Below are 22,639 nucleotides of genomic sequence, written 5' to 3' on the forward strand. Positions count from 1 at the left end.
CGCCTTGGCTCATATGGCTGCTTGAAATTCGAAATTCGGTCGACGCGGCGATCGAACTACAGCTTGTATTTGCCGTCCGAGTTTACCAGGACTCCGGCGCGCAAGACCCTGCACCTGCCGGTATCGACGCAGTCCTGCACCTTTTTCAAGACCTCATCGACCTTCATGCCGTCGCCCGCCTTGCGGCCGACCCCGTTGTTGAACAAGTCCATTTGCGTCGCGAGCGGCTTGCCGGGATTTCCGTCCTCATGCGTAGTCGCCCATTTCTCGGCCCAGACAACGCCCACGCCGCTGTCGGCCGCCATACGGGCGTTCCACAACGCATGACGAAAGGCATCGCCATTGTCGTCTTCGAGCGCCGTCGACTTGTAGCGGGCGAGAGCCTCGTTCACGGCAGTTTTCGCGTGTAACAGAACCAGAGCGCCGACGACGGGATTTTGCCTGAACAAATCCCATTCTGGGGCACTGAGAACACCTGAGGTGATCGGCAGCCCGCCGGATTCCTGACCAGACTTTTCATGTGCGAGCCTCTCCGCGGCCCGCTCGCGGCCCTCGGTCCAAAATCTTTCCGTCGGCTTCGGGGCCGCGGCCTCACCATTGATCTTGGCCTTCGGGACCGCTGCATTTCCGACCTGAGCCACCGCGCTCACGCCGAGCAAAGCCAACAGTTCGGCGGGAAGACCCGGAAGATGTCCGATAGGCTCGTTGCTGGCAGTTGCCACGACAAGCCGACCTACCGCGACCACATAGGCAACGAGAACCGCGGCTTGAAGCAGCAGTTGCTGCACGGCCGTCATATCGACGGTGTTCTGAACGCCAAACTGGCTATTGGTTGTAATGTCGGCAGGCTTCGCGTCATCGATCTCGATATTGCGGTACATCGACCCCTGGCGCCGGGGGTCCGGGGAGAGAGCGCTCTCGTGGGCACCTGCATCCTTTGGCGGGGTCGCGGCATGGATCGAATTAACCACGCCGTTTCCGACGAGGCCCCCGAGCACGACACCAGCGAGCGCCCAGATGCTTGCATCAATCTCAACGAAGGACTGCACCACGCCGCTTCCGCCCGCCTTCCACAAGGCAACGTTCCAGAACGAAATTGCGAGGAAGGCCGAAGAGAGGACGACAAACCACCCGAACGTAATGACGCGCTGCAGTGAGTAGCAATTGAACTCGTCGACCAGCGCGGTCTTCACGCCGGTGATGCCGCTTGCAAACATAAATACGCCGAGCAGACAGACACCCCCGACAACCAATCGCAGGTAGCTTGGCGTCGCCGCCTCCGCATATCCGAGCGAAACCGCGGAAGCCACGATGAATGCCAACATTGCCGCGGAAATACGCCACCACTTCGTTTGCAGATTCATTTCGTTAAACCCTTACCGTCAACCAGAAATCAACTTTGCGGGAAGGACGCAGCGCCGGATCCGGATGATCGGCCGGTTCGACGCAGCTTCGAATACACGAAGGTCAAAGACATAATTGCCGCCGGCTGCGGGTCGATAAGACCGGCGCCACGCCGCTACCGATTCGACAAACGGGCCGACCCAGCCCGCCCAGTCCCCGGTCCGAAGTCCGGAGCGCGCAAGGCCCGACACGTGCAGGCCGTCTCCCTTGATATCGACCTCTTCAGCAAGAAGCGGCTCGAAGGTGAGGAGCGCATCCAATGAAAGTTCTTCCAGAATCGCGTCGTGGTCGGAAGCGCTGCCACCGCGCGGCCCAAGCAGATCCTTCAGCATTGCGGCGAAGTGTTCGCCGAACGAGCGAGCTTGCGACGCCATCTCCACCTCGGCCACGGTGAGTATGGGCACCAGCGGAGCACCCGACGCAACGGTCGGAACCCGATAGACGAATTCCTTGGCGACAGGTTTCCCCCGGATTTCGGCATTACGTGTCAGATCCAGCTCCGTCTGCACGGAGCGATAGGCGAGAATGTCGAGATCCAACGCATCGAGCCGTCTCAGTCGCTTCGCCAGATCCCCCTCATCGAAGATCAGCGGACCGACATCGTCGGTCTTCGGATGGGCGGCGTCGGCCGGACAATAAAGCTCAAAGCCCCCGGTCCCGGGCAGACCGGCGCGGCTCTTATCACGCTTGATGACAAGACGGCGCCGGCCGTCAGCCATGACCTCCTCTGCAACATCGTAAACATCGAGACGCTCGACCAGCGCGGCCTCGGATTCGATAATCTGTTGCGACAATGCGCTTGCGAGGTCTTGCGCGCGTGCCGCGAGGAATTTGGCAGCAGCCTCGCCGGTCGCCTCCCTGCCGAGCTGTCGCAGAACGGGCTCGACCGCCTCGGCAAAGATCGCAAACGCCCTTGCTCGCAGCGCGTCCCGGGTAAGGCCGAGTAATGCTTCCGTGGGCAATGGGCCGGTTCCCGGATTGTAGCGGACGGTCAATTTGAGTCGATCGCTTCCGCTGCCTTCGTAGCTCCACGTTCGCGAATGCCTCCAAAGCCGCGCATCGCCGATCGTGTTCGCCACCGTGTTTCTAATTGATTCAACCTCGATCGCGGGCGTCCGCGGATACCGCTTTCGCACGATCGGGATGTCCGCATCGGGCAGCTCATAGACCCGTGGTGTCGCGAGCTTGAGCCATGCGGTCGGCCGATAACGCCCCGGATCTCCCGGCACCACGGCCTCGAGTGCGGGTCGCGGCAATCGCTGCACGTGCGTCAGCCGATACCCGGCCGGCGAAGGAACGGTGTTCTTGTCGTAGTTCGGCGTCACGTCGGTCGTGACAAACAAGTGCCGTCTCCCGCTCGCCGGAGCTCCGATCTGCATCGCGGACGGCCGCATCGTGTACGGCACGACGCCGGTGTCACGCGACACGATGCTTCCATATGCCTGCGGTCGCTTCTCCTCGTCATGCGGGACGGCAGCCTGATCCTCGTAATACGAGATCGTGTCGATTGCATCTGCAGCGGAGAGCCGCATCAGAACCCTGTCCTTCAGAATCGCGTTTGGAACGTTTCCGATGGCGGGCCGGCCATCGAGAACGGGGCGAAGATCTGCGACAAGTGACGCGGCAATCGACGCCTTGGCGATCAGGATCTGCTGCAGAGCGTCGCGACCTCCTTGCGTGTCGGAAAGTCTTTGCACGGCCGGAACATCGAGCACTTCGTCGTACAGCGTAAGCGCACGGGCAGCGGTTGCATCTGCATCGATCCGGTCGAAGCCAACCGACCGCACGGGCTTTTCGTCCCCGAACGTCGGCACGTCGGCAACGAAGCTGTGCAGGCTGGTTGAAATGGGTGGCAGTGCGAGGTCGTGGCGCACGGCGGTGGTGAAATGATTGGCCGGCGGAAGCACGTCTTGCCGCACCAGCCAGATCGCCCGCTCGACCAGCCCCGGGACGCTGCCATACCCCGTTGCGAGCAGGAACTGCGGCGCAAAGTGTGCCATGGAAGCCTCCAGTTCTTCCAGGGTGCGCCCAAAACCGGCGGGGAACGCCACGGTGTTTGCAGGCTTGGCAGAGCCGTCATGGCGCAGCGGCAGCGGCAACGGCACAACCACGCTCTTCACATCGGAAGGCTCAGTGCCATCCAGCCCATCCAGGCTGGTGCGCTCGACCCGAAGCGCCAATGCAAGCTCAGCGAACTCTCCATCCGAAACTTCGACATCAAATCCGAACACGACAGGATCGCGTGACAACAGCCGTTCGGCTTCCGTCCTGACCGTCGTCGCCGGAATTGTCCGCAAGTCTCTCACGCTCGTCATCGCACCGAACGCTGCGCTGGCAGCCTCCATGAACTTCCAGAGCTTCTCGACGTCGGGCCTCGCAAACGCGACCGACCGCTTCAGGGCACGAGTCTGCTCGCTCCCGCCATCCGTCAACGACACGCCGATGTGTTCGTCACGAAGCTGCAATGCCGCCTGGGCGTAGATGACCCTGGCGCGATCTGACATTTCAATCAGCGCCCGGTACTGGTCGTCGGTCAGGGGGCCTTCACCTTCCGGCACGATTGACGACGCAGAGCGGGGATCAAGCACCATGGCTACGTTGAGCCGGCCGGCAGTGCTGCCAGGCCACCATGCGAGCAGCAGCCCGGGCAAATCGTTCAGCGGGATCAGGCGATCGGAGTATCGGATTTTGATCGGGACGCTCGCGAGCGGCGGCCCCGACCAATCGTTGCCGTAGACGTCGCGCCATTGACCGGCGAGCTGCAGCGTCGTGCCTACGGCAGCATAGGGCGAGCTCGCATTCATCAGCTTGGCGAACGGCAGGGCCAGCCGGTAGGTGAGCATCTCCGTCACGCCCTCGTCGTCGGTGTGCCCCACAGCGAGGCTCTCGGATATCGAGACCAGCTCGGCATTGTCGTCCCTGACCGAATAGGCGAACATGGAGAAGCGCGCGGCGAACTGGTCCCAAAGCTCCTCGTTGAGACCGGTCGGAACGGCGGGACGCTCCGGCCGCGTCACGATGATGGGCAAGACCCCGGCCGGAGCGATTGGTTCGCTGAGCTCCGCCCGCGCCAACGGGTTTTCGCTGTCGATCTGGAACGTGAACGAGTGACCATCCAGATAAGCCGCAGGATCGGCTTGGTCGGCAGGAACATCGAATACGACTGCGTTCGCGTATCCCGCTCTCTCCTCGGTCAGGTACAGGATCATCATTAGCTCGATCGGCGGCGTGCTTCCATCTCCCTCCGGGCGAGGCGGGAACTGCTGGATCGAACTGCCAGCCGTCGGCCAGCCGATACTCGTGCCGGCGCGGTTCGTGACGCCCGCGCGCCGCACGATTTCGACAAAAGCCTGAAGCTCGTCGATCGAAGCCACATAGGTCTCCGAGATAGCCGTTTCCGCGGCCAGCTCTGTCGCTCCGAAAGGCCTTGCTTCGGCCGACAGGTCACTCTGCACGACCACGGCCGAAGTCGCTGCACCAACCAGCGGCTCAAGACCATCCGGCTTGACGTTGTAGAACTCGGCGCGTGCGATCCGTTGCGCGCCGCCGGCCTCCAGGTTGAGGGCATCCAGCCAAACGCGATCGCCTTCGGGCATACCGGCGATCTCGAAGCGATCGAGGACGGCAGCACCCGGGGCCGGTTTCACCAGTTGCAGCCGCAGCGTCACCGCGATGACGGCGTGCGAGCCGATTTTTGCCGCGGCTTCCGGACGCGTCCGCTCGCCGATTCTGAAGGCACGGAGGCCTGGACGACTGACAAGGCCCTCGCTACGCGTCCTCGCCTGGTGACGAATGACCTCGGCCGGGAACGGGACCAGATGGGCACGGTTGCCACCGAGAACGCGGGGGCGCCCCACGGCGAAGTCGCGCGGCACCGTTCGAAACCTGTCGGCGGCGCTGATGCGCCCGCCAAGGTCGGTAAACAGGTGCGCACTGGCCGCGAACTGGACCAAGGCATCGCTCTCGACGCCGTCGATAGCAAAGGTGAGCGCCCCGCCACGCAGGAACGAATCTCCCGTCTCAATGACGAAGGCCGGCCGCTCAGCCGGGACGGCGGGGCGCCCGAGCGGATGTTGCAGCCAGGCGAGCTGGTAGAGACCATGATGCATTCCGGGCGCAAGGTTCGGAGGCATGACGCCGGCCGGCGGCGAATCCGGGTCGGGGAGCCGCGGTCCATGCAAGAACAGGCGCGTCGCCATTGCGAGAACGCCTGAGCGAACCTCGTCCCGTTCCAGTTCGTCGAGCAGATCGCCCAGCCTGAAGGCATGAGGCGATCCATCCGCACGCGGCGCTGCGGTCCTGATCTTCTCCGCGGCGATGGCACAAAGGCGCGAGATCGAGCCGCGTATGATCAACCCGACATAGTCTTCGAACAGGACCTGCGCGATCGGGAGCCGCTGCGGCTCCGCCTCGGCGCCGAGCGACTCGGCAACTCGGGAAGGCGCAAGAGCGGCCATCTGACGCTGGAGTTCGGCGTCGATCTTTTCGCGGTAGGCATCGTTGACGACCTGCTTGTCGGCAAGGCGCGTCGTCGCCGGCCATTCCGACTCGGCGAAGCCGCTCCGTGTGATCGTCGCGGTGGGCGGAAGCGGGAAGAACACGCCGCCGATCTGCGCGGCACCATCGACCGCGTCCGGCGCACGCGAGATCGTCGCATCGACATTGGTCCGAAACAGCGCATCGATAAACAGGAAAGACGGTTGGCGCTTCCGACGCTCGGATGCGTGGGCGGTTCCGTCGAAGATCGTGTCGCCCGCAGCAACCCAAAGCGAAATTCTGTCGAGCGTGTCGAACGTGATCTCGTGATCGCGCAAGGCGACACCGGGGCTCCGGTTCGTGGTGTTTGCGATCGTCCAGGCCGCCATCAAGACAGCCAGGCTCGATCCGCCGACGGGATGCCCATCGGCCGTATTATCCGGAATGACGCCGAGAAAAACGGCGTTGGCGCGAACGGACGCGTCGGCTGCCGCTGCGAGCGTCATGTCCGGCATCAGATACACGGGCATCCGCCATGGCCCAAGATCAGGTGCGAGCCGCCAGTCTGCCGGATTGATGTTTTCGGTCCAGGCCGTCGGCTCCTTGAACACCAGAAGCGGCCTGCCGGCTTCGGTCACGACAATCGACTCGGTGCTGGCACGCGGCTGGAACAGGTAGTACTGCGTGTTGCGGTCCGACCCGACGTAGACGGAATAGTCTACGGTCGTCGAGAAGCTGAAATGCAGACTGATCTCGATGGTCTTGCCGAACACCCTGAAGCGGGCGATCACGACCGAAATCCGCACGCTGACACCCGCCTCGATATAGAGGCGAATGCGGTGGTCCGTTTTCATATCGAAGCCGTAGGCAACCCATACGCGAATGGAGACTCCGGCCTTCACGATGCCGAAGTCGACATAGCCGTATATCTCGCCGAGTATGCCGACCTGCCCGCGGATCGCGACGAAGGTGGATGCTGCCTGCGTCCACTGGCGCACCTCCGGGCGAGCCGGATCGTGCCAGAGCACGCCATAGCCTCCCTCGATCTCGGCGAACACCGTGACCGACAGCCCGGCACGAAAGATACCCTTGTTGATCTCCTTGCCGAGGCCGACACGAAACGCCATGCCGACCTCGGTGATTCGCTTCATCCCGCTCCATCTGTGCATGAGAGGGGCAGAAAATAGCGCCGATGGCCCGCATACAGGGCTTGAGAAGGTAGCGCTCGTGATGGTTTAACCCTTTTGAGGGGAGACCCTCTCCTTCTCCTGGTTGACCAACGCAAATGGACAAGAAACCTGTAATCGCGCCCAAAGGCCGGCAGCAGCCGCGCGTGAAGATCGAGGACGTTGCCCGGAAGGCGAATGTGTCGCCGGCGACGGTGTCGCGGGTTCTCAATCACCCCGATATCGTACGGCCGGAGCTTCGCGACAGGGTCATGCGGCATATCAATGACCTCGCCTACACGCGCGATAGCGCAGCCAGAGCATTGAAATCGGGACGCATGCGGACCGTCGGCGTCATCGTTCCGACACTGGCGCTCGGTATCTTTGCAAAAGGCGTGGAAGCCCTCCAGAACCGCCTCAGCGAAAGCGGCTACACGCTGTTCATTGCGAATTCGCAATATGACCAGCGGCGTGAATTTCAGGAACTGCAAAGTCTCATTGAACGCGGCATCGATGGAATCGTGCTGGTCGGAGCTTCCCACGGACGGGAGCTGAGGAGCCTGATCGAACAGGCAGGCGTACCCGTCATCACCACCTATGTTGCCAAGGCCGGCGGCGGCATCCCCGCGATCGGAATCGACAACGAAAGCGCCACCCGCGAGATGACGGAGTATCTGCTAAGGCTTGGACACGTCCGTTTTGGCGCGATTGCCAACGTTGTCGCCGCGTCCAACGACAGATCCCGCGCCAGGCTCGAGGGAATTCAGCGCGCGCTGTCGGACGCCGGTCTCCCGCTCAAGCCGAGCCAGGTCGTCAAGGCCGATTATTCGCTTGCCCAGGGCCGTAGTGCCCTTCGTCAGCTCCTCACCGATCATCCGGACACGACAGCAGTCATCTGCACCACCGACACGCTTGCCATCGGTGCAATGGCAGAGGCTCGCAAGATGGGGCTGGCCGTACCGGCTACGCTTTCCATCACAGGATTTGACGATGTGGAGCTGGCGGCGCAAATGGACCCGCCGCTCACAACAGTCAGCGTTCCGGCAGCAGAAATCGGCCGGGGAGCCGCCGATTATCTCATCAATGCCATTGCCGGAAGTCCTGTCCCGAGAAGTGTCGTGTTGCCGTACCGGCTGGTCATGCGCTCATCGAGCGCCCCGCCGCGGTCCAGCGTCCGTCCCGCCCGTCGCGGGCGCAGTCGAGATCATTGACCGGGCCACGGTCCTGATAACTATTTCAGAACCGGGGGCTGGCGTCCGCATCCCAGGACCCGGTGACGCAAGCTGCTCGCCCCTTATCATTATTCGCCCGTAAGTAGAGGTGGCTGAGCATGCGATGCGCCGCCTGCGCGATCGTCAATGGCACAAGAGACTTCTCAATGCTCGCGTTCAACGTGAACGGAGTGAACGGGCGCATGGTGGTGGCTGGCGCCCAGTTCGTGCAATCTATGATGCAGGCGATGATGCGCAAGTTCCAGGGCAGCTCGCAGCCGCGAGTGTCGCGCTTCGTCGGACTTGGGAGCGAGCGTGTCCATATAGGCGATCGATCCCTCGATTTGAGCAAGGACCGACACTGCATCCGCGCTGGCAAAGATGGGCATTCCGCCTACTTTGACATATACCGCACTGGTGTGCGCCGCAATGTCGGCCTCGCGTCCGGCGACACTGCCCCGAACGCGCAGCGCGATCCAACATGACTCGTTGATGGGCAGGGAGAGCTGCCCCTTGCACGACAAGCCTCCGCATCGAACCTCCTCGAGGACCGTGCCGTTACATATGAGCTCCACCCGCGCCGGCGGGACGCTGACCGATTCGATCCGCCAGTCGATCGTGAGGGTGCCGCCTGAACGGGGAAGGGACACCGTGCCTCCAGGGCGACGTCCTTCAACGGTCATCTCAACCAGAGGCCCGACAGTGATGAACGTGTCCCCGCTGCGTACGGCATCCATCCAGTTGCGATACGTGAAGTCGCGTTCGCCCAACCGCACATAGGTCCGTGAGCCCCCGAGGAGCGCGGCCGCGTCCATCTTGTCGGAGCCCGCCACCAGCGGCAGATGGTAGCCGATGTTGAGGTAGCGATACCAATCGGCGAGACCAAATGCGCTGATCTGCGCGGTCCGCGGGTTGAACGACATCATTTCGATGGCGTCGACAAGGCCGAGCACAATGTCGGCCGCACGCTCCGCCTGCGGGTTCGGCGCATGCGGCATTACCACCAGCCCCCCTTGCTGACGGCAGCGCTCCGCCCAGTCGGCCATGGTCGCTTCCAGAACATGGCCGATTGCAGCTTCGTTGGACCCGCCGCAAGAGAGCGGATTGATCATCTCACCTTCATAGCCGAGCAGCGATATGTGCCCCAGAACCTGCATCCGGTTCTCCGTGCCGACCCGAACCAGGAATTCTCCGTCGCCGCCGAAATCCTTTGCCCCGAACGTCGTGCGTCCGTCGAAATCGGCGACGTTGGTGAATAGCTCGCCCCACTGTGCGGCGAGCAAGTTGACCACGTTGACACCCTCCGCCTTGCCCTCAAGCAGCGCTGTCTGCGGGCTTAGGAAATGGACGTGCGTATCAGAGCTAACCCATCCCTGTTCGCGCCAGCGCAGCACACGATCGAGCTCAAAGGTGAGAGTGTCCGTGCTTGCAGTGATGTCGACGATGGTGCGCAACGGGCGCACCTCAAAACCCCTGCAGATCTCTACGAACACGGGCCCGAGCGGCAGGTCCGCCTCGCAACTGCCGTCCACGTAGACGTACTGGTTCAGCCCATTGGCAAATTCGCCAGAGAAGTCCTCGAACCTGCCGGTGTTGACCTTGCGGTGATGTCCCTTGGGTGGCAGATACTCCCCATGCGCACCATGGACATGCAACCGCGCGGCAACGCGCGCGCCACTGTCCTTTTCCATGATGCGGATCTTGACCGGCCTTGTGGCCGGTTCGACTGTCGCCACATTGAGCGAGGCGCCTGCGTTACCGCCACCTTCCAACGATCGAAGCTCGAACATGTGCAAGCGGCCATCGTCGGAGCGCAGATAGAGTCTTGCGTCCGGATGCGCCGAGTACTCAACGATGACTTCGCTCGCGCAGCGCACGGGCTGCACATCAACTTTGGCGCCCAGCCAATCCGCTCTGGAGTACTCGAGCACTGCGCGTGCCGAGATGACCGTGCCGAGGTCCATGCCGATCTGCTGGCCCCGATCGTCGACATCGAGCTCGCCAAGCTTGTTCAGATGGAACCCCGGCGGCAGCCTCACCTTCAGCTTGCGACGGCCCTGGAGGCGCAGCGGGTGCTGGGTGAGCGCTGTCGTGGTCACCGCAAACACAAGCGAGATTTCCTGTTCCGCGCGCAAGCTCAACGCCGAAAGCTCCTTGTCCGGATAAGGATTGGGGAGCGCGTAAAGCCACACGTTCTCACCTTGTCGATCCATGCGTCCCGATTGGGTGCGAGCCTCGCCCTGGAAGAAGTTCGCCCCCGGCGCTCTGCCGAGTACAAAGTCCTCGCCGGTGCTTGCATGTACGATGGGCGCGCGTAGCGGCAAGGCGGCGAACGCACTCGCACTCCAGGAGATGTGGTTCTGCTGGATCGCGAAGCGGCGCAGCACCGGCACGTCGGTCTCGCTGCCGTCGGCATAGCGGAGCCCGTATGTCGCCACCCGGTCGCCGAGTGGATTGCCTTCTACAGGCAGCGTAGCCGGGCCGATCTCTCCGAAACCCTCGGGGCTTGCACTGGGGCGGTCTGCCGCCACTTGCACGAACAGCACATAGCTCGCCATCGTCGGCGGCAACGCGATTACGGCAGGAGGGGCCCCGGGGCGCAGCTCCAGCACATCCGGCCCTATTTCGCTGCCGAAGAGAAAGGGCATGCCGCGATGGGTCTGGAGCCCGCGAAGTGAAGCGATCCAGCCGGTGTCACCCGGGCGGGCGGCGAACCCTTCACCGGCATTTGCGCGCTTGGCGTTGAAATATCGCTTCAAGTCCACAGGCGTGAAGTGCGGCGATGAAGGTGTTTTCATGCTTCGGACTCCAGTTTCAGCAACTCAGTGCCTCGCAAGCATTCTTTGTTTGTTGTGAATGACTGCTCGCGCAAGGACGCTTGCGCCGACCCCATGCTCATGCCGAGCATGAAGAGATACGCGCGAGCCCTTATGTTTTGCAGCTAACGTGGACGCCTTGCGTCCGTCGCGGGCACGGCGAAGCGCAGGGGCAGAGCGTGTTCATTCACCTATGTAGAGGCAGCCGCGCTTCTTTGCGATCTGGTAGACCAGCACGCTCAGGAGCGCGATCAACGATCCGTAGACGGGAAACATCCAGGCGATGTGCTCGCGTTGCAACCAAACCAGCAGATAGGGTGACGTCCCGCCAAACAAGGAGACGCCGAGCGCATAGCCGAGAGCCACTCCGGTGGTCCGCACGGCGCGCGGCATCAGCGTGGTGGCGATGAAGTTATAGAGGGCCATGTTGAAGCCCACGATCGCGCCGCCGAACACCGTAACAAAGAAGAACGTGACGATGCCTTTTTCCGAATAGAGCAGTGTCAGGAAGAAGCATGGGATGAGCAACAGGCGCAGCAGCGCGAACGCGCGCGAGGGTCGCACCTTGTCCGCGAAAGCGCCGACAAACGGCGCCGTTGACATCCAGATCAGGACCATCAGGGTCATGATCCCGTACACATACGTGCTGTCCTCCTTGAAGACCGTATTGGCCATGTTGGGAAGACCGGTGTTCCAGGCATAGTTGGCGATCTGCACCGACCCGATCACCAGGATGACGGCGAGCAGCGAAAGGCGGACGCTCCATAGCGTTTTCCACACACCGCCAGTCGATTCCTGAATGCGCGAAGACTCGTCTTGCCGATGCATGGCTCGATTGATCAAGGTTTCCGGCACCGTCGTGCGCAGATAGATGATCAAAAGGCCCAGCACGCCGCCGACCGCAAAGGGTATACGCCAAGCCCACTCGCGCATGGCTTCAGGTGCGACCGAGGCGCTCACCAGGAAGGCAACTAGGCTGGATCCAAGGTTTCCCAATTGGATGAATGTGCCGCCAATCAGACCGAGATAGCGTCCCTCCTTTCCAGGTGGCGCCAGTTCAATTGCAATGGCGTTGGCGACACCAGCTTCAGCGCCTGTGGCAAACCCCTGAATCAGCCGCATGATCAGCAGCGCTATGGCCGCCGTGACGCCGAGGTCCTTGTAGGTGGGCAACAAGGATATCAAAAGCGAGCAAACCGCCATGGCCGTGACAGAGATCAGCATGACGCGCTTGTGGCTGATGCGATCTGCGACCGGCCCCAGCAAAACAGCGCCCAGCGGTCGAGCGCAAAAGCCCGCCCCGTACACGGCAAGTCCCGCCAGCAGCGAGGTGGTGGGATCATCGGAAGGGAAGAAGTGCGGCGAGAGAAACGCCGCCATTACGCCGTAGACATTCCAGTCGTACCACTCTAGCGCCACCCCTCCTCCAAGGCCGGCGGTCATTCGCTTGTTGGCAGTTTGCTTGTCAAGCTGGACGGGTACAGCGCTGGGCTGAGCAATGATGTTCATGGGTCCTCGGGCTCTATTGATGACTTAATGATTTTGCGGGTCGCGCGAGAACGAGCAGCCGCTCGCCGGCTCAACTGCGCCCGCCGCGAGCGGGGGTCTACGAGAGCGGCGGCCTTGAGCAGGCCGGACCGCGGAAGCGCAGGCGCAACAGCTGCCCGGGATGCCGGCGGAAAGCCCGCCTGGCTTCACGTAATTGCGGGCCTCGCCTCACGAGCGGCCATTGCACGATCCTAACCCGTCTTATTCGCGAGAGGGCGCCTGAGAGGCTGGCGAGCGTGGTGTAAAGCGCTGATGCGGCGTAGGATTCGGTTGCGAAGCCACCCCATCACCTTCAACCGCGAACGCCACGCCCGCCATGACCGATGATACGATTTCAGACCACTATCGAGAAGCAAGAATTCAACACAAATAAAACCTCTGCCTCGCGCTCGATCTCTTCATGCTTGATAGTCTCGTTTCGGAGGCTGATCACCTACCGCGTCTAATAGGCCGCTCGCGCCGGTTTCTTTGGACGCGGCACGACCGCGACTCCACGTTTCGGCACAGAAATGATCGGGAGTCACTCAATCTTTCTTCAACTTAACCCGTCTTATTCGTAAGAGTGCGCCTGAGGGGTAAAGCGCTGATGCGGCGTAGGATTCGGTTGCGAAGCCAACCCCATCACCTCCAACCGCGAACGCCACGCCCGCCATGACCGACGATACGATTCCGCCCTTCTCGTTTCCAGCCGTTCACGCCAAGAAAGTCACAGCTGCCTTCGATGGTGGGCGCCTAACCTCGAACGGGGGCGTGATGCTTCTGGCGATGGCCGAGCGGCGTCTCGGTTTGGCCAACAATCTGGCCCGGGTGTTCCCGGATCGGCGCGATCCGACGCGGGTCGTGCACAGCCTGGTCGATATGCTCCGCGCTCGCATGTTCGCGATCTGCTGCGGCTACGAGGACGCCGACGACCTCGATCATCTGAGGTCCGATCCGGCATTCAAACTGGCCTGCGGACGGCTGCCGGACACGGGCCGGGATTTGTGTTCCCAGCCGACGCTGTCGCGGCTGGAGAATGCTCCGCGCCTGCGCGACGTGATCCGGCTGACCTACATTTTGGTCGACGCATGGATGGATAGCTACCCCCACGAGCCGGCATCCGTCACGCTCGACATCGATGATACCTGCGACGTCGTCCACGGCCATCAGCAGCTCTCGCTGTTCAACGCTCATTATGACGAACGCTGCTTCCTGCCGATCCACGTCTACGACACGGAGAAGAGCCGGCCCGTGGCCGTCGTGCTGCGGCCCGGCAAGACGCCGGGCGGCGTCGAGGTGCGTGCCCATCTGCGCCGCCTGGTACGGCATATCCGGACGCGATGGCACAACACGCAAATTACGTTCCGTGGCGACGGGCACTATGCCCGGCCGGAGGCCATGGCGTGGTGCGAGACCAACGGCATCGACTACATCTTCGGTCTGTCCGGCACCAAGCCTCTCGCCAGAAAAGTCGACGAGGTCGCCGACGACATCCGCACGCGACGCGCCATCGAGAACCTGCCGGTTCTGCGTGGCTATACCGAGACGCGCCACAAGGCAAAGTCCTGGGATCGCGAACGGCGCACTGTCGCCCGTATTGAGGCGACGATGCTCGGCCTCGACATCCGCTTCGTCGTCACCAGCCTCGATGTCGGCTCGGCCGAGTGGATCTACGACAGCCTGTATTGCGCGCGCGGCCAAGCAGAGAATCTGATCAAGCTGCATAAGACACAGCTCGCCTCCGACCGCACCAGCTGCCGTTCGGCGCTCGCCAACCAGGTCCGTCTCGTGCTCCATACGGCCGCTTATTGGCTGATGCTGACCGTGCGCGACGCCATTCCCAAAGCCCGGGAATTGGCCGCTGCCGAGTTCGCGACGCTGCGTCTTCGTCTCTTGAAAATCGCTGCCCGTGTGGTCGAGACCACGAGCCGCATTCGCCTTGCGTTTGCCGCGGCATGTCCCGAAGCCGACCTGATCCGCGGCTTGCCAGGCGCGTTGCTGCCGCTCGGTCCTTGACCGGCGGGGCGTCCGCCCCCCGTTCGCCCAACCTATACCTCAAGCGCGTTGCAAAGTACGGGTCGTCAGGCGGTGAAAAGCCGAAGGCAATCCTGTGCGCCTCGTCAGACAAGATGTGCGGCCGCATCAATCGGGCCAAAAAGCCGCACTCTCACGAATAGGACGGGCTAATGGCCCAGGACGCCTTCATCGTTGCTTCCGACTTGCGCGGCGGCTCGCATAAAGCGCGCGCGAGATTCCGTGCCATTCCCATGGCCAGCCTTCCTCCTGTTGCTCTAAGCGCGCTTCTGAAGAAGCTGATGTTCTTGTTGGACAGCGCGGCGTCACAAGACCCGTCGCATCGTCAATGAGATCCTTCAGATGTGCCCCACTCTCGCCGGCCGCATCCTTCTGGTTTCCCGCAGTACCGGGCATTTCGACAGCGAGTTCTGAAATCGATTTCAAAATTAGTAGGAATTCGGAACTGCGGAGTCAAGCCGTTTTTTACGGGTGAAGCCCGCCTCATGGTCTCCGTCGGCTCCTCGTTGAGCAAGGGGGCTCAGCGCCGCGGAGGCTGATTCTTCCAAGAAGAGGCTTCTGGATGCCTCGTTGCCAAGAAATCGATTTCAGTCTAAGGCGTGGTTCTCATATTCCTTCAGGAGAACCGCTCCATGTCCGAGACGCCCGATCTCATCCTCTCGACATCTGTCGCGCCCCACGTGCGCCTATTGACGCTGAACAGGGAGCTATGCGGGATTTTGGGTGACGAGGCGATCAGGCGGCGTGGTTTTCCGGCACTTGGATGACCTCGATGCCGTTTTCGAATCTGACACCTGCGATGACCTTCGGCAACTGATTTGTGCCTTTCAGCCGCCGCCAGGTCTTTGATGCGGCGCAGAGCAGCTTGAACACCATCAACTTGGCAGTCGTTGACGATAACGAACCTTTCGTGCGCACCGTTCTGTGCCGGACCGTCGCGAACACGCTTTCGATGGGATTCGTCGTCCGCAAGTGGTCCCAATGCTCGGCGGGGAATTCGTAGAACGCAAGCATTGCGTCGCGATCTTTCGTCAGGCACTCGACCGCCTTGTCGTACTTCGCTCCGTATTTCTCGGCAAAGACATCGATCGCCACTTCGGCCGAAGCTCGGTTGGACGCCAAATAGACCTCGCGCAGATCCTTCTTCATGCTGGCCTGTACCGACACTGCGACTTTGTTCAAGATATTCGCGGTTTTGTGCACCCAGCACCGCTGATGTCGCGTGGCGGGAAAGACCTCGTCGAGCGCCTTCCAGAAGCCGAGCGCGCCGTCACCGACGGCGATTTCCGGGGCGATCTTCAGCCCACGGGTTTTCGCCTCGACGAGCAGTTCGTGCCAGCTCTGCGTGCTCTCGCGCACGCCGACCTGGAAGCCGATGAGTTCCTTCTTGCCTTCCGGCGTCGCGCCGATCAGCACCAGCATGCATTCGCTGTGGTCTTCCATGCGAGCCTGCAGGAAGACGCCGTCCGCCCACACGTATACGTACCGGCGCGCCGACAGATCGCGCTTCTGCCAACGCTCGTACTCGAGCTGCCACTCCGTCGTCAGTCTGGAAACCACCGCCGGAGAAAGATTCGGCGCATCCTTGCCCAAGAGCGCCGCCAGCGCCTCCTGGAAGTCGCCCGTCGAGATGCCTCGCAGGTACAGAACCGGCAAAAGTGCATCCAAGCTCTTCGTGCGCCGTGCCCACAACGGCAGGATCGCCGAGGTGAAGCGGATCCGCTCGCCATCGCTGGTCACCGCGCGATCGCGAATCTTTACCCGGGCGACTTCGACGGCGCCGATCCCCGTCTGGATCGTCCGCACTGGACCATGGCCGTGCCGCACGAGGCGGTCGCGGCCATCGGGAAGCTTCAAGCCCTTCATCGCGGCGAGAAACGCCTCGGCTTCCATCTCGACAGCCTGCGCAAGCAGCTGCCGAGCACCAGATCGCAAAATATTCGTCAGTGGATCGTCGATCTCATCGGGCTGACGCAGTGGGACAATGTTGCTATGCTCGTTCATGGCGTATCGCTCTCCTTGAGGTTCTGGCAGGCTCGACACCCGCCTCGATACGCCGCCTATCTCATTCCGTCATCACCCAGTTTCCCGCATAGCTCCTGAACAGGACATCAAAACGAAACGCCTTGAGCAACCAGTTGATCGTGGAGCTTGGCGCCATCTTGCGCCGTGCCGCAATCGATGAGGATGTCCGCTGTGTCGTGCTTTGTGGCAGCGATGCGTTCTTCTCTGCCGGAGCCGACATCAAGGAGATGCGGGAGCGCGGCTTTGAGGCAATCGACAATTCCGCCCGACGTTCTGCCTGGCGGGATGTCGCCAATTTCCCCAAGCCTCTCATTGCCGCGGTCGAGGGCATTTGCTTCGGCGGCGGCCACGAATTGGCGCTGCTCGCGGATATCGTGATAGCAGGTGAAGGGGCGGTATTTGGGCAGCCTGAGATCAACATCGGGATATTGCCCGGCGACGGCGCAACGCAGAGGCTGACACGCGTGGCTGGCAAATCACTGGCCATGCTGATGATCCTGAGCGGCCAATCCATCACGGCGCGGTTTGCGATGCAGGCCGGTCTCGTGGCGGAAGTTGTCGAAAGCGGCAGGGCGCAGACGCGAGCGCTCGAAATAGCCGATCTGATAGCGCAAAAGCCTCCCCGCTCGACTGAACTTGCCAAAGCTGCCGTTCTCGCCGCCTTTCAGACCACGTTGGACGCCGGGCTCGAGTTCGAGCGGCAAGCGATACGTCACGCTTTCAGCACAGCTGACCAGAAGGAGGGAATGAACGCCTTCTTTGATAAGAGGCCGCCAAATTATCTCGGGAAGTAGCCCCCGCGATTGGCTCGCACGCGGCGCCAGCGAAGCTCGCCCGCGCAACATGCGACATTCAACACTCCTTCGGCTCGACCGGGCCGGCGCTACGGGCGACGATCTCGTATTGGCCGGCCTTTGCCACGCCAATGTACATGTTCATCCTGCAGTGGCGCTTGCCCGGCACCATCTCCGCCGGCCCGCCAGGCCCTTCCGCAATCTTGGCGTGGTCAAGCGCGGCAGCGACAGCCTCGCGGTCAATTGTACCGGCTTCCCTCACTGCGGCTTCCCACAGCTTCAGTCCTCATACGTGCCGGTCGCGGCGCTTCCTGCTGAGAACCGGAACTTGCCCGGAAACTGCTTTTCGTAGGCCGACTGAATTTCGGCGCTCACCGGATCTTCCACCGCGAGCGCCTTGTAATAGTCGAGGCTGCTGGCGAGGCCTTCGATCTCGTGAGCCTGGTTCATTTCGAGCGTGTTCTCGTCATAGTAGACGCAGCCCGGCTGTTCCCTATTCCTAGAAAAGCCCGCTTCATATAGCTGTTTGAAGAACGAGCCGACGCCCGGGCGGGATAACACTGTTGAAGACCACGTCTACCTTGTTGGACGTGATGCGGCTCACGGTCGATGAAAAATCGATTTGGTCAAGCGGGTAGTACTCCTCGAACACCACCTCCCCGCCGCTGCTCTCGATCACCTTGCGCGCATAGGCATTGATTGTTTGCGGCCAGACGTAGTTTGATCCAGGCAGCGCGAAGCGTCTGCCACCGTTCTTGATCAACCACGGAATGAACCGGTCGCAATTCTGCGCCGGTACCGGCCCGGTGCAAAACAGATAGGGCGTGCACTCCCTGCCTTCGTAGGCCTGTGGATAGATGTAGAGCGTGCCACGAGAGATGATGATGTCCTTGATGGCGTTGCGCATCGAGCTCGCAATGCCGCCGAGTACCAGGTCGACCTTGTCTCGTTGAATCAGCTTGCGGACATTGCCAACAGCGACGGACTCGTTGGACGCGGTGTCTTCGATCAGGAGCTCGATCGGGCGCGCCCCAAGAGACCACCGTTCTCGTTGATCTCGCTCGCGACCATGCGCGCGACATTGGCGTTGGTATTCCCGGCAAAGCCGAGTGCCCCCGTAAGGTCGGTGGCAATGCCAATCCTGATCGGGCCTTCAGCGGCGTTGGCCCAGTCAGGACGGATCACCCAGCTGCCCGGGCCGGCCGCAATGGCTCCAGACACAAAGGCGAAATTGCCGAGAAAGCGGCGGCGGCTGAGTTGCCGGTGATCATTCAACATGGAACTGACCTCCCCTTGGCTCATGGCCTTAATCCACGCGCCCTGCTCTTTCCTGGGGGGCGCGGTAACCGGAACGCTATCCGTCATTTTTCGGTTTCAAGTCGGCTCTTCGGATCAACTTTTTAAAATCGCGAACGAAGTGCAGCAATCAGGACAGTCTGAAAAGCTCCCTCGCGTTCTCGCCAAGGATCCTGACCGCCAAGCGCTCTGCGTCTCGGGGGCGAAAGTAGCCGCTCGCAACTTTTTCTTTCAGAACCTCGCCGATGAGCCGGCGTGCGCCCTGTATCGCGGCAAATGTCTCCTCAACGTGAAGACAATCTCCTCCGATCATCATTCGCGATTCATCCGGCAAGACTTCAATAGCCTCGTGCAGGGCCAGCTTGAAATGGGACGGGCTCAACAGGAAGGACCAGCACAAATCGAGCCAAACATTGCGGTACACAAAAGCCATTCCCAACAAGTCCCGGCTCCAGGGATAGGCCAAATGCATCAGCAGAAAACGGGTCCGAGGATGACGCTCAATCAACCCGGTCATGCGTAGCGGGTGGGAGCCGCTTATGATTGCCGTTCCAAGGTGAGTTTGGACTGGCAGGCCGGCTTCGCCTGCGAGCTGACAAAACAAATCGACGACAAAGTCACAGAAAGCCTTGCGCGCCGCAGGGGATGGAGACCTTTGTCCCCAGGCCTGCCGAGCGAGGTCCTCGTTCGGTTCGTCAAAGCTTAGATCCCGGTCATAGGCGAGCGCGTTTTTGAGCGCAACGTGATTGCGCCGGGCGCAGCCGGCTACGAGCTCCCGGATTGCGTCGCAATAATCGTCGAAGGTTTTCACCTCCATGCCGAGGCGCCGCAGCAACGTATGGCCGCAATTTCCATTGTGATCGCGAGATTCCGGGTGCCAGCCGAGGGCGAATGCATTGATCCGCAGGACCGCATCGTAACTTTGCCCTAGGACCGGCCGCGGATCCATCAACGGATCGAGAAAAGGGTCCGTTACGATCCTTCCGATGGCGGCGCGCCCAATGACTTCACTTGGCCATGTCGCCTCCCTGTGGCGCAAGCGCACCAAAGCGTCTACTGCCTCCCAGTTGTCGCGCGTGATTCCGGTTTCGGCGACGCCGTAAAGCTCGGCGACACCGCCGGCGAGGTTACGAACGAATGCATTTGAGCCGCTCCTCTCCAGGAACGGAGCAAGGGCCTCCCAGGTGGTTGGCTCGGTAGCGGTAGATAACATATCGCCAGTCGCCTTGGGCTCGGATGGCAGGACGTGGCTTGTCCAAGCCGCATAGCTCTGCTGGAACAGTTTCAAAAGATTCACGTCCCGGCTATGTGCGACCTCGGACATGTGATGTTCATGGACATCGACGACCTGGCACGCATTCACAAAATCGCTCATGGTTTTGGACATCGTCCCTCTCTGTTCAGTCATCGCAAGGAACTTCAACGCGCCATCTTTCGGGCGTGGGATGGCAGCCGGGACGCCTCTACGGCGCCAGATACGTCAAGAGCCGCGGGTCGTCGCGCAGCTGTTGCGACGGGCCCGACAGCGCGACACGGCCGCGATCGACCACATAGGCCTGCTCCGCGACGCGCATTGCGAGATCGAGATGTTGCTCGACGATGATGATCGCGATCTCTCTGGCTAGTTCGATCAAGCGCTCGGTGATCTCCTCGATGACGCCGATCCAGACACCCTCGGTCGGCTCATCCAGCAGGAGGAGTTTGGGGTTTCCGAGCATCGCGCGGGCGATTGCGAGCATCTTGCGCTCGCCACCGGACAACGTTCCGGCCGGCTGATCCAGACGCTGGCCGAGTTTTGGAAACATCATCATGACCCGGTCCACTGCCGATCTATCGCGGTGCAAAAGCGATCCGACGGCGAGATTGTCGCGCACCGACAGGCGCCCGAACACTGAATGCTCTTGCGGCACATATCCAATGCCGGCCCGCACCCGCTCTTCGGTTCGGCGGCGATCGATATCTTGGCCGTTGAATTGCACGCCGCCCCTCCATGCCGGCAGTTCGCCCACGATCGCCTTCATGAGCGTGCTCTTTCCGGCGCCGTTACGGCCGAGGACGGCCACACCGCCCCGCGGTGGGACGGTCATATTGACACCGAACAGCACCTGGCTGCGTCCGTAGCCGGCGTCGAGATGCTTGAGATTGAGGAATTCAGGCACGGCGCAAATAGATCTCCTGGACGCTTCTGTTGGCCTGGATCTCGGCAACCGTCCCCGACGCCAGAACCTTGCCCTGATCGAGCACGGTTAGCCGGTCGCAGATGTCTCGGATGAAATCCAGGTCGTGCTCCACGATGACAAGCGAGCAATGCTGCTTGATCGGCTGCAGCAACTCGCCCGTGACGCGGCGCTCCTCAAGGCTCATGCCACCGGTCGGCTCGTCCAAGAGCAGAAGGCGCGGCCGGCATGCGAGCGCCATCGCGATCTCCAGCCATTGCTGCTGACCGTGAGAAAGGGTCGCCGCAGCATCAAACGCGCGATCGGCGAGCCGGAACTGGAGGAGCAACGTCATGACCTCCTCGTGCAGTCGTCCCCGACTGCGCGAGAACGCCAGATCCAGCAGTGAGGACCGGGCCTGCAGCGCGAGCAGGATGTTGTCGTATAGCGTGAGGGTCGGTAGCACGGCGGTGATCTGGAATTTCAGGCTCATGCCCGCTCGCGCACGCTCTGGCGGCGTCAACGAGGTGACGTCAGTATTGATGAATGTCACCTTGCCTCGCGTCGGCACTAGCGCACCTGCAAGACACTTCATCAGCGTGCTCTTGCCCGAGCCGTTCGGCCCGATCAGGCCATGAAACTCTCTCTCGCCGACGCTGAGCGCCGCTCCGTCCAGCGCGGTGAGTTTGCCAAAGACCTTGGAGATGCCGGCGGCTTCAAGGAGCGGCATTGCGCTTCTCCTTCAGGCTCGGGCCGAAATGACCTACACGTTCCCGCTCGCCCAGCACGAGGCTGATCAAGCCGAGGGGGCGGAACAGAATGACGAGCAACAGCAAAACGCCGAGAATGATCGGCCAGATATCGCGATAATTGTCGGAGAGCCAGAAGCTGAGGCCCTCAACAATCGCGGTGCCGATGACCGCACCGATCAATGTCCCGGAGCCGCCGAACAAGACGTAGAGCACGACCTGGGTAGACATGACCACGCCCAGCATGTTCGTCCAGACGAAGCCCTCGTGAAACGCATAGAGGCTGCCGGAAGCACCTCCGATCGCGCCGCTGATTGCGAATATGATGGCCTTCAAATGCTGCACATTGTAGCCGAAGAAGGCGATGCGCTGTTCATTCTCTCGCAATCCCGCCAGTGCCAGACCGAACTGCGACCGCAGCAAAAAGCGCGACAGAAGGTAGATCAGAACCAGAATGGCGAGAACCAGATAGTAAAATCCTGGTCCCTCGCTCAATTCGTGCGAGCCGATTGTCATCGGCGGGATCGAAGGGATACCGTTCTGGCCGCCAAGATAATGAGAACCCCGAGCGAGCCGATCGGCTGCATAAGCTCCGGTCATAGTACCAAGCGAAACGAAGACCACACTGGAGGGGTGACGGCCAAGCAGCAGGAAACCTGCCAGCAACAATGCCGCTACAAAACCGATCAAGGTTCCGGCCGGAAGAACGGCAAAAATCGATGCGACCCCGAAATCGCGTGAAAGCAGCGCCACACCGTAGCCGGCCGTGCCGAAGAACAACGACTGACCCAAGCTCAAGATCCCGGCATAGCCCCACACCAGGTCGAACGACAACGCGAAGAGGCACAGGATGAGCACTCGCGTTGCATAGACAGTGATGTAATCCCGCAGGACGAGCGGTGCGATCGAAGCGGCAATCAGCAATGCCAGTTCGAGAATTGGAAGCACCTTCGTTCGCCCTGCGATGGCAGATGCCATGACGGGC

The 22,639-nt window shown here is 61.6% G+C and carries 13 protein-coding genes and 1 pseudogene; 4 read left to right on the top strand and 10 right to left on the bottom strand.

All coding sequences use genetic code 11. From position 1 onward, the window contains the following. Nucleotides 1–56: 56 nt before the first annotated feature. Together J4G43_RS44290 and J4G43_RS44295 are read right to left on the bottom strand one after the other, a co-directional pair. Entirely contained in the window at nt 57–1,364 is a 1,308-nt protein-coding gene (locus J4G43_RS44290; RefSeq protein WP_028143544.1) for a DUF6973 domain-containing protein, read from the bottom strand. A gap of 18 nt (nt 1,365–1,382) precedes the next feature. Continuing rightward, nucleotides 1,383–6,938 (bottom strand): hypothetical protein, encoded by a 5,556-nt coding sequence (locus J4G43_RS44295; protein ID WP_228411337.1) that lies wholly within the window; start codon nt 6,936–6,938, stop codon nt 1,383–1,385. A gap of 227 nt (nt 6,939–7,165) precedes the next feature. On the opposite strand from J4G43_RS44295, the gene J4G43_RS44300 reads away from it, so the two are divergent. Continuing rightward, nucleotides 7,166–8,257, top strand: a complete 1,092-nt coding sequence (locus J4G43_RS44300; protein ID WP_208088631.1) for a LacI family DNA-binding transcriptional regulator — start codon at nt 7,166–7,168, stop codon at nt 8,255–8,257. A 164-nt stretch (nt 8,258–8,421) separates the two neighbouring features. Here J4G43_RS44300 and J4G43_RS44305 read toward each other — a convergent pair whose 3' ends face one another. Both J4G43_RS44305 and J4G43_RS44310 read right to left on the bottom strand, forming a co-directional pair. Next, on the bottom strand, nt 8,422–11,055 hold the full coding sequence (locus J4G43_RS44305) for a CehA/McbA family metallohydrolase (RefSeq protein ID WP_210387409.1): 2,634 nt from the start codon (nt 11,053–11,055) through the stop codon (nt 8,422–8,424). Between the two features lie 201 nt (nt 11,056–11,256). Then, nucleotides 11,257–12,582 carry an MFS transporter gene (locus J4G43_RS44310; protein ID WP_208088633.1) on the bottom strand — a complete coding sequence of 442 codons (1,326 nt, stop codon included), beginning with the start codon at nt 12,580–12,582 and terminating at the stop codon, nt 11,257–11,259. Between the two features lie 690 nt (nt 12,583–13,272). On the opposite strand from J4G43_RS44310, the gene J4G43_RS44315 reads away from it, so the two are divergent. Continuing rightward, complete coding sequence (locus J4G43_RS44315) at nt 13,273–14,616, top strand: IS1380-like element ISBdi2 family transposase (RefSeq protein WP_208084167.1); 1,344 nt, start codon at nt 13,273–13,275, stop codon at nt 14,614–14,616. A 170-nt stretch (nt 14,617–14,786) separates the two neighbouring features. Then, complete coding sequence (locus J4G43_RS44320; RefSeq protein WP_041956579.1) at nt 14,787–14,966, top strand: hypothetical protein; 180 nt, start codon at nt 14,787–14,789, stop codon at nt 14,964–14,966. A 403-nt stretch (nt 14,967–15,369) separates the two neighbouring features. On the opposite strand, the gene J4G43_RS44325 is transcribed toward J4G43_RS44320, so the two are convergent. Then, entirely contained in the window at nt 15,370–16,638 is a 1,269-nt protein-coding gene (locus tag J4G43_RS44325) for an IS256 family transposase (protein WP_035716818.1), read from the bottom strand. Nucleotides 16,639–16,760: 122 nt separating this feature from the next. On the opposite strand from J4G43_RS44325, the gene J4G43_RS44330 reads away from it, so the two are divergent. Beyond that, on the top strand, nt 16,761–17,453 hold the full coding sequence (locus tag J4G43_RS44330) for an enoyl-CoA hydratase-related protein (RefSeq protein ID WP_249814710.1): 693 nt from the start codon (nt 16,761–16,763) through the stop codon (nt 17,451–17,453). A gap of 58 nt (nt 17,454–17,511) precedes the next feature. Here J4G43_RS44330 and J4G43_RS44335 read toward each other — a convergent pair. From J4G43_RS44335 to J4G43_RS44355, 5 genes and pseudogenes are all read right to left on the bottom strand, one after another. Next, nucleotides 17,512–18,731, bottom strand: a pseudogene (locus J4G43_RS44335) (substrate-binding protein). Between the two features lie 148 nt (nt 18,732–18,879). Then, nucleotides 18,880–20,136, bottom strand: coding sequence for an amidohydrolase family protein (locus tag J4G43_RS44340; protein WP_157158159.1), 1,257 nt, complete (start codon nt 20,134–20,136; stop codon nt 18,880–18,882). Nucleotides 20,137–20,212: 76 nt separating this feature from the next. Then, on the bottom strand, nt 20,213–20,908 hold the full coding sequence (locus J4G43_RS44345; protein ID WP_018645256.1) for an ABC transporter ATP-binding protein: 696 nt from the start codon (nt 20,906–20,908) through the stop codon (nt 20,213–20,215). Beyond that, complete coding sequence (locus tag J4G43_RS44350; protein ID WP_018645257.1) at nt 20,901–21,635, bottom strand: ABC transporter ATP-binding protein; 735 nt, start codon at nt 21,633–21,635, stop codon at nt 20,901–20,903. Before J4G43_RS44350 ends, J4G43_RS44345 begins: the two co-directional genes overlap by 8 nt. After that, nucleotides 21,622–22,632, bottom strand: a complete 1,011-nt coding sequence (locus J4G43_RS44355) for a branched-chain amino acid ABC transporter permease (protein WP_208089571.1) — start codon at nt 22,630–22,632, stop codon at nt 21,622–21,624. Before J4G43_RS44355 ends, J4G43_RS44350 begins: the two co-directional genes overlap by 14 nt. Nucleotides 22,633–22,639: the final 7 nt, after the last annotated feature.

It is taken from the genome of Bradyrhizobium barranii subsp. barranii, assembly GCF_017565645.3.
GTDB lineage: Bacteria > Pseudomonadota > Alphaproteobacteria > Rhizobiales > Xanthobacteraceae > Bradyrhizobium > Bradyrhizobium barranii.